Annotated in this window: 13 protein-coding genes and 1 pseudogene; 5 read left to right on the top strand and 9 right to left on the bottom strand. The window is 42.1% G+C overall.

Going from position 1 to position 15,133, the window contains the following annotated elements:
* Positions 1–433: 433 nt before the first annotated feature.
* A complete protein-coding gene (locus tag AC5JM2_RS21800; RefSeq protein ID WP_495836916.1) occupies positions 434–1,378 on the top strand; it encodes a calcium-binding protein in 945 nt (314 codons plus the stop codon).
* Here AC5JM2_RS21800 and rsgA read toward each other — a convergent pair.
* The 4 genes from rsgA to AC5JM2_RS21780 all read right to left on the bottom strand — a co-directional run bounded on the left by rsgA (position 1,375) and on the right by AC5JM2_RS21780 (position 5,955).
* Positions 1,375–2,436, bottom strand: a complete 1,062-nt coding sequence (gene rsgA / locus AC5JM2_RS21795) for a ribosome small subunit-dependent GTPase A (protein ID WP_495836915.1) — start codon at positions 2,434–2,436, stop codon at positions 1,375–1,377. The genes AC5JM2_RS21800 and rsgA overlap by 4 nt on opposite strands.
* Positions 2,437–2,805: 369 nt before the next feature.
* Positions 2,806–3,234 (bottom strand): hypothetical protein, encoded by a 429-nt coding sequence (locus AC5JM2_RS21790; RefSeq protein ID WP_495836914.1) that lies wholly within the window; start codon positions 3,232–3,234, stop codon positions 2,806–2,808.
* Between the two features lie 43 nt (positions 3,235–3,277).
* Entirely contained in the window at positions 3,278–4,132 is an 855-nt protein-coding gene (locus AC5JM2_RS21785; protein ID WP_495836913.1) for a DUF72 domain-containing protein, read from the bottom strand.
* A 182-nt stretch (positions 4,133–4,314) separates the two neighbouring features.
* Positions 4,315–5,955: a purple acid phosphatase family protein gene (locus tag AC5JM2_RS21780; protein WP_495836912.1), complete on the bottom strand. Its 1,641-nt coding sequence runs from the start codon at positions 5,953–5,955 to the stop codon at positions 4,315–4,317.
* A gap of 312 nt (positions 5,956–6,267) precedes the next feature.
* Here AC5JM2_RS21780 and AC5JM2_RS21775 point away from each other — a divergent pair, with 312 nt between their 5' ends.
* From AC5JM2_RS21775 to mtnA, 3 genes are all read left to right on the top strand, one after another.
* The gene (locus tag AC5JM2_RS21775; protein ID WP_275944996.1) at positions 6,268–6,396 is read left to right on the top strand and encodes a hypothetical protein; all 129 of its coding nucleotides are present in this window, start codon (positions 6,268–6,270) and stop codon (positions 6,394–6,396) included.
* A gap of 657 nt (positions 6,397–7,053) precedes the next feature.
* Positions 7,054–7,749 carry an acyltransferase gene (locus AC5JM2_RS21770; RefSeq protein WP_495836934.1) on the top strand — a complete coding sequence of 232 codons (696 nt, stop codon included), beginning with the start codon at positions 7,054–7,056 and terminating at the stop codon, positions 7,747–7,749.
* A 579-nt stretch (positions 7,750–8,328) separates the two neighbouring features.
* Positions 8,329–9,390 carry an S-methyl-5-thioribose-1-phosphate isomerase gene (gene mtnA, locus AC5JM2_RS21765; protein WP_495836911.1) on the top strand — a complete coding sequence of 354 codons (1,062 nt, stop codon included), beginning with the start codon at positions 8,329–8,331 and terminating at the stop codon, positions 9,388–9,390.
* A 166-nt stretch (positions 9,391–9,556) separates the two neighbouring features.
* Here mtnA and AC5JM2_RS21760 read toward each other — a convergent pair whose 3' ends face one another.
* From AC5JM2_RS21760 to AC5JM2_RS21750, 3 genes and pseudogenes are all read right to left on the bottom strand, one after another.
* On the bottom strand, positions 9,557–9,958 hold the full coding sequence (locus tag AC5JM2_RS21760; protein ID WP_495836910.1) for a hypothetical protein: 402 nt from the start codon (positions 9,956–9,958) through the stop codon (positions 9,557–9,559).
* Positions 9,959–10,348: 390 nt separating this feature from the next.
* A pseudogene (locus AC5JM2_RS21755) lies at positions 10,349–10,772 on the bottom strand (ATP-binding cassette domain-containing protein); the annotation flags it as partial.
* A 56-nt stretch (positions 10,773–10,828) separates the two neighbouring features.
* Positions 10,829–11,542 carry a GUN4 N-terminal ARM-like repeat domain-containing protein gene (locus AC5JM2_RS21750; protein WP_495836909.1) on the bottom strand — a complete coding sequence of 238 codons (714 nt, stop codon included), beginning with the start codon at positions 11,540–11,542 and terminating at the stop codon, positions 10,829–10,831.
* A gap of 433 nt (positions 11,543–11,975) precedes the next feature.
* Here AC5JM2_RS21750 and AC5JM2_RS21745 point away from each other — a divergent pair, with 433 nt between their 5' ends.
* Positions 11,976–13,397, top strand: a complete 1,422-nt coding sequence (locus tag AC5JM2_RS21745; protein WP_495836908.1) for an NADP-dependent isocitrate dehydrogenase — start codon at positions 11,976–11,978, stop codon at positions 13,395–13,397.
* A 299-nt stretch (positions 13,398–13,696) separates the two neighbouring features.
* Here the strand turns inward: AC5JM2_RS21745 and AC5JM2_RS21740 are convergent, their stop codons facing one another.
* On the bottom strand, positions 13,697–13,891 hold the full coding sequence (locus tag AC5JM2_RS21740; RefSeq protein WP_210611790.1) for a hypothetical protein: 195 nt from the start codon (positions 13,889–13,891) through the stop codon (positions 13,697–13,699).
* Positions 13,892–14,287: 396 nt separating this feature from the next.
* On the bottom strand, positions 14,288–15,130 hold the full coding sequence (locus AC5JM2_RS21735; protein ID WP_495836907.1) for a lysophospholipid acyltransferase family protein: 843 nt from the start codon (positions 15,128–15,130) through the stop codon (positions 14,288–14,290).
* Between the last annotated feature and the right edge of the window lie 3 nt (positions 15,131–15,133).

Genomic DNA, 15,133 nt, shown 5'->3' with positions numbered 1-15,133 from the left:
TAACCAACTACATTCTTATGCTAACACGTCAGCATAAGAAATGTGTTAAGCTTTTGAAAAGATAGCATTATGGCAGGGTAAACCCTGCGTAGGCGGCTTTCATGAGCCAGTACTTGATGAGGGTCTCCCTCACTTGGTATCTGGCGTCTCCGGTCTAAAGCACGGAATACGGGCGGCACGTTTCCGGGGGAAGCTTCCCCCGGAAAGCTGCCTTCACTACGTGCCTGTTCCTCCGGAATTTTCAGCCAGCCATCTTTATAAATTTGACACTCCTCAGCCTAAAGGCATGAGGATTTTACTTCATCCGTCCTCACTACATATCTAAATGCAGCCATAATAAAAAGAGGTGAATACTATGTACTATTTTTTACATATATAATGAAACAACTTCATAACCATCACCACTCCATCTGATTCCTAGAAAAGGTGCTCTATGGTAGTTATTAACGGTGCAACAGGGAACGATTATTTAAAGGGAACGCAAGACAATGATTTCATTTATGGTAATTTAGGAAACGACGTTTTGATCGGTCTTGCTGGTGACGACTTTTTGGAAGGTAAACAGGGTAACGACGTACTTATAGGCGGTGACGGTAACGATACTCTATATGCTGGACTTAGCAAAGTACCATATGCCCCAGGTTACGGAGGAGACTCAAATAGCGTAAATTTACTGTATGGCGGTAAGGGTGACGACCAGTTATTTGGCTCACTGGGTAAGGATTTCCTGTTTGGTGGTGATGGCAATGATCAAATTATAGGTTTGTCTGGTGATGACTATTTAGATGGCGGCGACGGTAACGACAGGTTAGATGGTGGGTTCGGCAATGATATCCTGATTGGTGGTAATGGAAATGACATCTTATACGATGGAAGTTACAAGAATGGCGGTGGCAATGATATCCTTTTAGGTGGTAATGGAGATGATATTCTCAACGGTGGAAGCGGCAATGATATTCTTGTCGGTGGAAAAGGGAATGATATTCTGACGGGCGCTGGATACATACCCAGTGGTAGTTCTGGTGGTAGCTATGGAGTAAATGAAATAGATACCCTGATTGGAGGGGAAGGCAGAGATAGATTCAACCTTGGAGGGCGGAATGCTGCTGGTACCTTCTCGGTTTACTATGATGACGGTAACAAATTCACCACTGGGCAGAATGACTACGCTCTGATTGCTGACTTTAATCCAAATGACGATGTTATCCAGCTTGTAGGAACAGCATCTGACTATATCTTGGGATCATCTCCTGCTGGCTTACCAAATGGAGTAACTATCAACCTGAAAAAGCCTGATGGTGAATTGAATGAACTGATTGCAATTGTACCAGGTGTTTCAGGTTTGAGTCTTGACAGTAGCTACTTCAAATTCATCTAATGCTTGCTATGATTTCGCATTGCCTTATGGATTTTCTTCCATCGTTCTTTTTCAGCTAAGTTGAGTCTTTCGTCTTGTTTACGGGCAAGATAGTTGAGTTCCTTCTGTAGCTTTTGGTAGTTCAGAAATCTTTGGTAGTCGAGTTTCCCTTCGTCCAACGCCTGCTGTACCGCGCAACCAGGTTCGCAGTTGTGCTGGCAATTTCGGAAGTGACACTGCTGTGCTAGTGTTTCGATATCTGCAAAAGTTTCCCTAATTCCTTCGTCACCCGCCCAAATTTGGATTTCCCTCATTCCTGGGGTATCCATAATTAAGCCGCCCGTTGGCAGTACAATTAACTCTCGATGAGTTGTTGTGTGTTTACCTCGGTCATCACTGTCTCGCACTGGTTGAACAGTTTGAACGGCTGTTCCCATGAGTTGATTAGTGATGGTAGATTTACCAACACCAGACGATCCTAATAAAGCAACCGTTTGCCCAGGTTGGAGGTATGGCTTTAAGGCATTGAATCCTTGATGGTTGGTAGCGCTTAAAACTACGATGGGTATGGCGGGGGCAATCGCCTCCACTTGCGCCAAACACTCTTCAACATTCTCACACAAGTCCGCCTTATTTAAGACAATCACCGGATTTGCACCACTATCCCAAGCCAGAATGAGATAGCGCTCAATTCTTCTGGGGTTGAAATCTCCATCTAATCCAGAGACTAAGAAAACAGTATCAACGTTAGTTGCAACGATTTGTTCTTCTGTTTTCGCACCTGCTATTTTGCGGGAAAATTTGCTTTTCCTGGGCAAAATCTCATGAATAGTTGCTTGCTTTGCGGAATCTCTTGCACGGATAACAACCCAATCTCCGACTGTAGGAAAATCTTTGGTTTGGGAAGCCTGATACCGCAGTTTACCTGTCACTTCTGCTGACAGTTCTCCATATTCGGTGTAAAGGATGTATGTCTTTCTATGTTCAATGGCTACCCTACCAACAATAAATCCTTCTTGGCGATAGGGTTCAAAGCTGTTAGCAAAAAAATTGCTCCAGCCCAAAAAATCTAAATTCATTTAAATTTCCTCAATGTGTGCTACTTGTTTTGCACAAGGCGCACAGAGGATTTTTGAGCTTCATTCCTACGATACAAAGGACTGAACGATAATCTCTGCGCCTTGTGTTCGATGGTTTGGGGTAGTCAAGGTTACCTTGACGGCTAACAATACACTCATCGTTCTTTCTCCTTACGCGCTTGTTAAAGATACTAACACTTGCGCCCTTACTCATTCCGGATAACTAGAACACCGATTCAGTATTCACCAATTGTGATAAAAAACCCGGTTTCTTCTCATTGAGATAACCAAATATCAGTCTTTCCAGCAACAGAAACCGGGTTTTTGGCATTAATGAATTGGTGTTCTAGGGCAAAACTCGTGAAGTCTTTACCGTGTGTGCAATCCATCCATACCTTGTTTAATCCAACTCAAGCAATCGTATTCTGATGAGAATAACTTTGGTGCTGCAATATTATTCAGTGAGTCTGGAGGATAATGATCATAAAAATATCTTCCAGCCTCTTGAAAGACAATAATTAAGTTGTTGCGATAAACGTAGCGAAATTTAAAACTATCGCGATCACTGATAAAATCTGAATATTCGTCAATATGTTCTTTGGCAATATCAATAATATTCTCTATACTACTGCCATAGATCTCTGCTGGATTTTCTGCTTTGTGAAAATGACTTTGATTCGCAACTTCTGATAATAATTTATAGGAATAAATCTCGTGACTATCAATTGTACCAAAGACAAACGGAATGATGAGATAACCTTTATATGAAACGGAATTCTCATAAAAAAGACGACTCATCTCACCCTCCTTTGGTTCTTCTACTCAAATTACCACAGTACGTTCACCACAAACTGAGTTGATTAGGGGGATTTTCCAGGATATTCCAAGGAAGAGGAGGAACTACTGTACCACTGTGTTCCAATAACTTTTGAAAATGACGTGCTGTAGTAGGCGATCGCTCTTCCACAGGACAATGAACAAAAAAATAAATTTGCCTTCCCTGCTGCAACCACTGCTTAATCTGAGTCACCCACTCTTCCATAAAAGGCTGATTCACTGGTAAGTTGGGATGGGAAATAAATCGAATCAGACTAAAAGGTGCTGTCACGCTAAATTGTACAGGGACTTTGGGTTTACGACGTTCAGATTGTATTTGTGGATCATCATCTCCAGTGTAGATAGGACGTGAGTCTAGCAAAACCCTGCCAACACCAAGCCTTTCTAAAAGTGCTGTCAACTCACTAGCTAATGGTTCAGTAAACCAGTCTTGATGCCGAACTTCTAACGCCAAACGTACGCCTGTTTGCTGCAAAGCTTCCAAAAATGCGCCTAGATCATCAATCAGTGTAGGCGCATAACTGGGCGGTAACTGAGCAAAAACTGGTCCTAGACGTTTACCTAAAGGACGCATCCCTTCCAAAAATTTTAAAGCATCAGGGATATGAGGTTGCAGTTGTTCGTTGTGAGTCACATCTCGCGGTAATTTGAGACAAAATTCAAAATTTTCGGGTGTTTGTGTCGCCCAACGGGTGACTGTCTCTTGATTAGGCACAGCGTAGAACGTGGTGTTACCCTCTACAGTCGTGAAGCGTCGGCTATAGAGTTGCAAAAAATCACTTTGGCGAGTCCCTTGAGGGTAAAGTTCGCCTATCCAACCCTTATATGCCCAAACAGCGCAACCAATGAAAAAGTTCACAAGTTCTTTAAAAAAAGTCGATTGTAGTTATATCCACTATAGTTCTTTGAATACTTAATATCGAGTACTAGTTCTGGGCGATGGCGATACGCACATGCGATCAGCCGGAGGCTTATCGCACTTAGTACAGAAAAATCATTTGCATGCGATGCTACCAGGCGATCGCCATCGCGGAGTGTTCCTTATTTCAACCGAAACTCATCAAATTTAATAACCTCTGAATCCGGTTTACGTACATCAAAACGATAGCTACTCACTGTAGCCGTACCTGTATCAAAGATACTAAAAACTGTGATGTCATTACTGGCAATGTAGGGCATTGGTTTACCATCCTCGCCTAACAACGGGACAATTGTAGGCACCACAGGTTCTAAACCATATGGATCACCAAGTTCAGCATAATCCTCTTTATAGCCAACAGGAACTTCTCGCTTGTTGTCACTCCAAGCAGCACCATAAGAGTTACCAACATTAGAAGTTTCTAAAAAGTGCATTCCCGACTGACTACAAAAGCGATTCCACAAATGAGAATGCCCATAAAATACTAACTGCACACCCGCTGCTTCAAGTAAAGGCACAACATCACGGATCAGGTAATCTGCATTTTTGGGGTACTCGTAACGGATTGCCTTGATGTCGCCGTCAACATCGCGTTCAATGATTTGTACAGGATTTGTATATGCTGGGACTATGTTACCACCCAATGTATGAGGCGGATGATGGAACATGACCACCTTGTATTTTGCTTGCTTAAATTCAGGACTGTTGAGTTCTTGCACTAGCCAATTGTACTGCGTACTGCCTTTGGCTATTGGTTCATAAATATGTTGCCCGTAACCCCAATTCTCTGGGGTATTGAAATCTTTTTCCCGTTCTCGATATCTACCTCTAGCCTCTGCATTCAAGTGAGGAGTCCGCCACATATTTGTCGCATACAGTACGACCAAACGTACATCACCAAAGCTGAGTGCGTAGTAAGTTTTTCCACCTTCCTGACTTTGTGGTAAAGTGAAAATCTCTTCGTAAGTATCAGTATTAAAAGAATTATCTTTTAAGGATTCTTGTCCATACAACTTAAGAGCAAGTGTACGAGGAATCGTAGCATCAAATTCATCATCTAGACTTCCATGATCACGACGTCCCATAATCTCATGGTTGCCAATGCAAGTAAACATCGGCGCGTATTGAATCATTTCGCCGCCTGTGTAGATTGTCTTGACTCCGTCGCTGTTCATTTCATAGTTAGCACGACCTTGCAAACAAGGAAAGAAAGCACCGCCACGATGATCATCAAACCATTCTGAGGCGCGATCAGGAGTATTGACCAAATCACCAGCGAACCAAACCGCATCGACTCGTCCAATAGTTTCAACCACCTTTTGCAAATTGGCTGCAACCATTGGTTTGATTTGATGGTCAGAAGTTAATAGAATTTTGAGTGGTTTACCAGGACTAGGCTTGGGTGCAAGCGTAAACACATTGCTACTAACACTTTCGCCATCTTCCCGCACACTCGTTACACGGTAAGAAACTCGCGTGTCACGAGTCAAATCAGTAATCTCAGCCTCGTGTCGCCAAATATCACGCTGGACAGGATGTTGATAAACCTGTCCGTCTTGGGTTTGGTTTTCTAAGCGTGAATTTTGGTCTTCGCGTGTGCGCCTGAGTTGGGTAGTTGTGGCAATAGCAGTTTGTGCTAAATTCTCTCCGTAGGTAACTATGTGTCCATAACCAGCAAACTCGGTAAACCACACGACTCGCACTGAAGTTGCTGTAGGTAGTTGCACAAACGGATCGGTCAGTAACTGGGGTGGTGATGTCATATGTTTGCTCAGATAAACACACGTTTATCAGGTTAAGCGATAAACGTGAAAGTTAGGTTAAGCATTGAGTTTACAATCAACCAGTTATCAGTTACCAGTTACCAGTTATCAGTTATCAGTTATCAGTTATCAGTTATCAGGTAGGAAACGGACTCGTCCACCCCTTGTTTACTGTTCACTATTCACTGTTTTAATATACGTCTGTGGTCTGATGCTATTCGGCAGATTATAAATTTATAAATGAGATGGTTGAGAAAAAGCTGTATCATTACAAGCGTCATCTAATTAGTGAGTAAATTATCTGCGTGCAACATGAGAAAAGTAGCACACTCGAAAAACTGGCTTCAGCAAAGCCGTTATAGTAATCGCGGAAGTGCTTACTTGTTTGCACCGATGGTTAGTTTTAACGTCATGGCAGAAGTTGGTGACACTCCACCTTAATATTTATTAGTTGCACTTGAATAGAAATACCAAGATAAATTCAACAACAATTGTATTTTTATGTAGGTAAATGGAGGATAAATTTATCCTACAGATGGAAAATAGTAGGAAAAAAGTTGTGTTGAAGAAGCAGTTGGTTTAACTGTAGGTCTTAGGTAAAAATTACTAGTTATCAGCAGGAAGTTACCTCAAAGAAAATAACTCTATGGGGAATCATGTAAAAATAAGGATTTTTACATTCTCTGAGAAAGAAAACATTAGCCTATTTAGACGGTTTGATGGTTGATACTTCCACAATCCCAATGCAAGGCTTTTGAACTAGCTCAGAGTAAATACTACTTGTGTATCTACCTAATATGAAACTATTACAAGTTTGTCTTGTAAATCTACGCAACATAAATTGTGTAGAGCCAAAAGAGTATATATTGTGCATCTAACTTGAGGATTTTACAGTACCTGCACTTAAGGGTTTCCACATAACTCAAATTCAAATATTAAGGAAGTATGGGGAGTTTTTGATGTACCTCTGAATTTGCTCAATGCAATGATAAATTATCACTAAGAGTGGAAACGCAAAGTCAGGAAACACGGTTTTCCATCACACCATATCAACTCAATACTTGTCAAGAAACTTTACACAAGGATAATGTATTTCTTATGAAGATAGAGCAATTGTTCTCAAAGTTACAGCGCTTTCAAGAACTTTTAGTTTTTAGTTTAGTAGGCGCTCTACCCACAATTCTTTTAGGTCCAAAATTGCGTAATCTACTCTACCGAAGTCTTTTTGCCCGTATGGGTAAAAAAGTTTTTATTCAAGAGGGTGTTGAATTTATAAAAGCTTCTTGTATTGAAGTAGGGAATGGAGCGTTTCTTTTTAAAGGAACTCGTATAGATGCACGAGGACACGAAAACAATAGAATATATTTGAACGATAAAGTAGCAATTGAGCGTAATGTTAGCATTGGGTGTTTGGAGGATTCATACATAGATATTGGTCAAGAGACTTTCATTGGTCCTGGTGTTTGTATTGCTGGACCTGGAGACATTAAAATAGGTAAACGGTGTCTGATCGCAGCAAATGCTGGAATATATGCAAATAATCATAATTTTGCAGACCCCATTGAGCCAATTAAATATCAAGGTATTACCCGCAAAGGAATTCTGATAGAGGATGACTGCTGGCTAGGACATGGTGTTGTAGTCTTAGACGGAGTTACCATCGGTGAGGGTAGTGTTATTGGTGCAGGTGCAGTTGTAACCAAAGATATTCCTCCGTTCTCAGTTGCAGTGGGAGTCCCGGCGAAAGTGATTAAAAGCCGCACCCGCAAACAATTGGTCAATATCACAGAGTAAAAAATAGGAGCGACTATCAGGCTTTTTGTTAATTGCAAAACTTGATAGTCAAGTATTCATTATTGCAAGAGCACTCACTCATCTCCTACCAAACACTGATACTTCGTAATACATTCTCAATAAAAATGCTCTTTACACCGTTCGGACGTTCGGCGAAGCCCTTACACTCTTACACCCTTAGTTGTTGACGAGCCTCTACTTCTTATTGACTACAGTTTATACTAAGACACAATCAATCAGCGCTCTTGCCCAGACTTGTTTCCAAGTCTGAAATGAAGTGGCATTGTTATCAATTGATGACAGAATAGTTAATATTTGAAAACAAATATGTGATATTTAAAAAAATCTATATATTTTAATATAAACATAATAACTCCCATCGCCTAAAGCTCAAAATATAGGATTTCACCCTTAAGTAAGCTGTTTCCACCAAGAAAGGAATTCTTCAGGGTTTAGCCATTTACAACCGTTGCACCTGAAAACCCCAGAGATTCCAGATATGGTACAGATACGAAAATATGGTATAACCTGTAGAATTTCTAACGTTACAATTTGAAAAAAATCATTACGTTAAATTCCATGAACTCTTCCATAAACCAGGTTTATCCCGTTATTTGGCATAACAACTCGGTCTCACTGATTGACCAAACCCGTTTACCTAACGAGTATGCATTTGTAGAAATCCATCGCTGCTCAGATATGGCACGGGCAATTAAAACTATGATTGTACGAGGTGCACCTGCAATTGGCGTTGCTGCAGCATATGGGATGTATCTTGGGGCACGGGAAATTGAAACTAGCGATCGCAATCAATTTTTGAACCAATTGGAGAAAGTAGCCCAACTGCTACGTACAACTCGCCCAACAGCAGTGAATTTATTTTGGGCAATTTCACGAATGCTGAAAACCGCCTACGAAAGTCTTGGAACAGTAGAAGACATTAAGCAAACCCTACTGAATACAGCCCGCGCTATCAACGCGGAAGATTTGCAAACCTGCTATACGATTGGCGACAATGGCTTGAGTGTCTTGCCTCAAACTCCAGAGAAGCTGACAATTTTAACCCATTGTAACGCTGGAGCATTAGCAACCGCAGGTTATGGCACCGCTTTGGGTGTCGTACGTTCTGCTTTTCGAGAAGGACGTTTAGCGCGGGTGTTCGCTGATGAAACTCGTCCTCGCTTGCAAGGTGCAAAACTGACGACATGGGAATGTGTCCAAGAAGGCATTCCAGTTACACTCATTACTGATAGTATGGCAGCTCACTGCATGAAGCAGGGTTTGATTGATGTCGTTGTCGTTGGTGCTGATAGAATTGCCGCTAACGGAGACGCAGCAAACAAAATTGGTACATATAGTTTAGCACTCGTTGCTAAAGCACATAACATTCCTTTCTATGTTGCTGCACCCCTTTCCACCGTTGATTTTTCTTTATCCGACGGTAACGAAATTCCAATTGAGGAGCGTAATCCAGAGGAAATCTACCAAGTTGGCGACACTATTCTTACACCAACTGGCGTAGAATTTTATAACCCAGCTTTCGATGTCACACCAGCCCAGTTGATTACAGCAATCATCACAGAAAATGGAGTGTTTGCTCCAGGGGAGTTAACAAAATCCCGGATCAAGCAATTTGCTTAAGTGCGATACGCACAAGCTAAAGCCAAGGGCTTATCACCCTTAAGAAGAACTCAAAATCAGAACTCAGAATAGGTATGACAAAGCTAAACTTGTGTCCTCTTGTAGATGTAATCATTCTGAGTTCTGTATTCTGCATTCTGACTTTTTTTACTTTTTTGTCCAAAGTCTATTGAAAACGGCAGGAGATACTAGGAGGTATACCCAACTTAATATCAATCACCAAATCTTTCAGAACTGAGATATAAACCCCTTCGAGCCGCTGATGGATACTTTTAGCAAATAATACGGCTTTGAGTACTGCTATGAGTAGCTTGTTGCTTTCATTTTCTTTTATCAGACGTTCAACTGTTTCGTTTTTAATCTCATCAATTGAACCAATCAAAGAAGTTTTTATTTGTGGTAATAGTCCCGCCTCTATATCAAAGCTAGCGACTCTTAGCCCCAGTTGCTCTGCAAAAGGAAGCATCTTGTTGAATTCGTCTATAACAACATCAATTTTTTCTTGTGCAGCAGAAGTTACACCTGCTGCTTTTTCTTGCGCTTGATCAGATATTTTCTTGAAAACCATGATTTAAAAGACCCTCAAAATTTTCTACAATCTGAAATAACGTATAACGCTTCACAGGTTGAGCAGTCAATGTCAATAGAGGGGAAACTTCGCTGGTTGAGAGTAGATCTTTTGGGGTTCGCCGATTTGTTGAATTCGTCCCCGATTTACCACGACAATTTTGTTAGCCAAATTAAAAAGGAACAGGGAACGGGCAACAGGCAACAGGGGAATCCCCATAATTAAAATTAGGGGATTTAAACAAGGACGTCTTGTTGAATCGTGCTACGCATCTGTCAACAATTTTTTTGAATTCTTCCATTAATAAATTAAGGGGCTTGAATCCAATATCCGGGGCTAATTTTTTGCTGTTGCCTGTTCCCTATTCCCTGTTCCCGCCCCGGAGGGGCAGGTCATTGCTTTAACTTGGTCGTGGGTGAGGTAAATAGTCGTAACTCCCAATTCTAGATGAAGCTATTTTAACTCTGCTCGCGTGTCATCTCGCAATTGAGCATCTAAATTAGACAAAGGCTCATCCAGCAAAAAGACTTGTGGTTGACGGGCGTTAAGCGTAGCTCTGCCGTAGGCAATCGCTCTTCCCAATGCAACCTGCTGCTGCTGTCCAAAAGATTGCAGTTTGGGTTTGCGATCCAATAGATATTCCAAACAGAGCGATAAGCCGGAGGCTGATCGCATGTGCGTATCGCGCCACACTCATCACCTTGGCATCAACTTTTCGCATCTGCAACCCAAAAGCAATGTTTTGCGCCACCATCATGTGGGGATACAAAGCGTAGTTTTGAAACAACATCGCCACATCCCGTTGTCGGGCTGGCTGGGATATTGTGAACCTTTTTTTGTCCCTTGTAACTAATAAATAAGGACTAATGACTAATTCCAAGCAGGGTGAGATAGTAAAGAAGCAATCACTCGCACTCCACGTAGTTGGTTGGATAAAGGTAGATGACCTCTCGGAGCGCTTAGATCCCAAGTGAACTCGTTAGGGTAGCGCGTCCAGTTATTGCCTTTTTTCCAACCAATTTTTTCCCAAAGATTCTCCCAATTTTTACCCAGACTCAACCAAATTTCTCGCTGTACAGTAAAGCCAAACTTTCCTTCCGAGTGGACTAACCACAGGCTGTTGATGGTCTTTAAGTCAGTGGCTGGGAAATTTCCTACTTCAGTAAAATATAACCATTTTCTTTGCACTGCTGCGCCTCCTGCAAGTTCACACATTTTTTGTAGAGTCATGCGATCGGCTGCTTGAAAGTCAGAAGCTGCAAGTAATTGTTGTACTGAACTGTAATCAATGTCACACTCTGATGTCAGAGGTACGATCCCATTCGGGAAATAAGCTTGCAAAAAATCTTTTGCCTTGGATGAATCAGAATTATAAAGAACCTGGTATACTTTCCCATCCACCCAAGTTGCAGGATTTTCTTTACGTCCAAATAAAAATTCCATCAGGACATCTAAGCCTGTATCTCCCAGGTTAGCTAACTGTGGGATCACCTGCTGTTGGGTGTTAGTAGACCCAGAGACCAACGGTTGGCGCAGGGAGTCGATGTTACTATGAGTGCCTGATACAATCAATGGGTCTGTCATGCTATTACTCGCGGAATGCAGTTGGTGAACAAGCTACTGGCTATCAGGTCTTGTGGACGGGCGTTGCACTGATAGCGAAGAGTAGTTTACAGGAAATCGCAAAGAATGCCCACTCATTACTTTACTTTGGTTATCCGTTACTAAAGACCAAAGACGGTCTTCACGAATAAGTTCACAATTGATTTGGGTTTGCTATATATTCAAAGAGTATACTAATAAAGCGTGCAGGCTATAAGATAGCGACGGTTTGAAGAAATCCTACGCGCCTGTGCCCACGATGCAAACAGGGAACAAACTCTGCGCCTCATAAACTTTACACATCTATCAAAACAAGACACAGTAAAATCTACTAGCCTTCCAGACATGAGTCTTTCTCCTTTGAGTTCATGCCCCAAAGGGTACTATGTTGCAGCGTAGCCATCAGGAGTGTTTGATGTACGACAAAATTACCCCGCCCACAACCGGAGCAAAAATTACCTTCAAGAATGGAGAGCCAATTGTTCCGGACAACCCGATTATCCCTTTTATTCAAGGTGACGGCACGGGGATTGATATTTGGCCCGCAACTGTGAAAGTCCTTGATGCTGCAGTGGAAACGGCATACAAGGGTAAGCGGAAGATAAGTTGGTTTAAGATTTATGCCGGAGATGAGGCCTGTGAATTATACGGTACTTATCAGTATTTACCTCAAGACACTCAAACGGCAATTAAAGAGTATGGTGTTGCCATTAAAGGACCTTTGACAACTCCGGTCGGGGGTGGCATCCGGTCTCTCAATGTAGCACTACGGCAAATTTTCGACCTCTATGCCTGCGTACGTCCTTGCCGCTACTATGCAGGTACGCCCTCACCTCATAAAAATCCAGAAAAACTTGATGTCATTGTCTACCGGGAAAATACGGAAGATATTTATTTGGGGATTGAGTGGCGACAAGGTGATGAAATTGGCGATCGCCTGATTTCTATCCTCAACAACGAACTCATTCCCGCCACACCAGAACACGGCAAAAAGAGAATTCCTTTGGACTCAGGCATTGGTGTTAAACCCATCAGCAAAAAGGGTTCTCAGCGCTTGGTACGACGTGCCATCAAACACGCCTTGCAACTCCCCAAAAATAAGCAACAGGTGACTTTGGTGCACAAAGGCAACATCATGAAGTACACTGAAGGCGCTTTCCGCGATTGGGGTTACGAGTTGGCAACAACCGAGTTTCGCAATGAGACCATTACCGAAAGGGAATCTTGGATTTTGAGTAATAAGGAGCATAACGCCGATATCTCCTTAGAAGAAAACGCCCAAATGATTGACCCTGGATTTAACGCCCTGACCACAGACAAGCAAGGTCAAATTGTCAAGGAAGTTGAAACAGTTCTTAACTCAATTTGGGAAACTCACGGTAACGGCAAATGGAAAGATAAAATAATGGTCAATGATCGCATTGCCGATAGTATTTTCCAACAAATTCAAACTCGCCCGGATGAGTATTCTATTCTGGCAACAATGAACTTGAATGGTGATTACTTATCTGATGCTGCAGCGGCTATTGTTGGCGGATTGGGAATGGGACCTGGGGCAAATATCGGCGATGCATGTGCCATTTTTGAAGCTACCCACGGTACAGCACCTAAACACGCAGGGTTAGACAAAATAAACCCCGGTTCAGTAATTTTGTCTGGTGTGATGATGCTGGAGTATCTGGGTTGGCAAGAAGCGGCTGATTTGATTAAGAAAGGCTTAGGCGATGCGATCGCTAACAGTCAAGTTACCTACGACTTAGCAAGGTTGCTAGAACCCCCAGTCGAACCCTTAAAGTGTTCTGAATTCGCAGACGCAATCATTAAACATTTTAGTTAGGGGATAGTTAGTAAAATTTTGCTTTTTAGCCCCTTCTCCGTTAACGGGGAGGGGGTTTGAGTTTTTCATAGGTACTTAATATGGTTATAAGCTGCCACAAGCCTCCTGTTATGTAAGCTACTCTTTTCCTAACCAAAAATTAGCTAAAAATTGACCTCAGAGGAAGCAGAGAAAATAACGCTAGCCACCATAGCTTTCGAGATTTTGATAATGGGCAATCAGAGCCGTCACCGAAGACATTTTTCGTGCGTTACGCTAACCTGCAAGCTAAGGCTCACTGGCAACTCAGAGAAAAAAAGTTATTTATGACCTTTGAGAGCCTTTCTAAAGTTTTGACGATAGGATTTATTTGTGGCAAACAAAGCTGGCCATAACAAAGCTAATTTTAGGCGATTGGGCAGAGTTCGCTGGAAGTTAGTCCGGTTAAACCCATTAAAGAACTTCCAAGCACCACCTGTATAAACCACTACTAATCCAAAGACGAGTAATTCCATTGCGCACAACTCCACAACCAATTGGTCAGAATTTGAGTTAAGTTTTACCTATACTATATTGGCACTTTAATAATAACGAGATCTAAAACCAATTGAGTCAGGCACAAGTCACAAGAAGCACCAAACTGCTTGTGAATACTTTGACTATCGCTTTTTTCGGCATCATACGTTAATTAATACATTTATATATCAAGTTTAGAGTAGCTTCGTGGATTCTTGCCATCACGGATTTTCCGTCTTAAAGATTCTAGTTAATCTGGTGTTGGTTTCACCAATCCGGGGATAGGGAATAGCAGGGTTTTCATTTGCGATACGGCCAAGCGCGTCTGCTTTCTGTTGCGATCGCCTGTCGCTTTCAAAAATATTCTTAGCGCGGTTGCAACATAACCCAATCAACTACATCGCCACATCCCTTACTAAAAAATCCAATTCGCGTTGCATTTGCATGTAAACTAAATCATAACAAGCATCCACATATTCACGGTCGCGAGCCGCTTGTGTGCCATAACGTTCAAAAACAATCGGAGCACAGACACGAGTGTGAATTTGGACGGGTAAGGGAAAATTGGGTAGCGGACCAATACTCAAACCCCAAGGCAAACCTAGATATATGGGAAAAACTCCTGGGTCTATCTTGTATAACCAAGGGACACCCCACTCATTTAACTGTTTAGCCTGTTCGTAGCAATCACCCAAAACAATGAAGGTATCATGTGCCCCTACAGAGATAACCGGAATGATTGGTACTGACTTTTTTAATGCTAGTTTAATAAATCCTTTATGACCTGCAAACTGAATCTTGTAACGCTGGCTATGAGGACGAAACATATCGTATTGTCCTCCCGGATAAACAAGGACACTTGCACCGATGTCAAAGGCGGCACAAGCCATTTTTGGATGTGCGGGAATGGATCCCAATTTTTGTGCGAGGCTGGCGATAGGAGGACTGACTTTCCACGCAGAAGGATGCGTTAAACCATACACTAAACGTTGCGTGCCAAAGCGACGGAACCAATCGTACATCATCATGTGTAAGTCGGGAGACGCCATCCCACCATTGTGTGAACCAACCAGCAAAACCTTTCCATCCTCTGGAATGTGATGCCAACCTGAAGTTTGTACTCGAAAGTAGTAGCGGTAAAACCATTCCCATATTGGCATCAACGATTCAATAAATTCGGGTTCTCGCGTCGATAACGTCCAACCTGGTAATGATGTAGTTGAATTTTGATTACTCATAAA

Source organism: Brasilonema angustatum (assembly GCF_059505445.1).
Note: the sequence above shows the minus strand (reverse complement) of the source record. Positions and strands in the feature narration are given on the sequence as shown.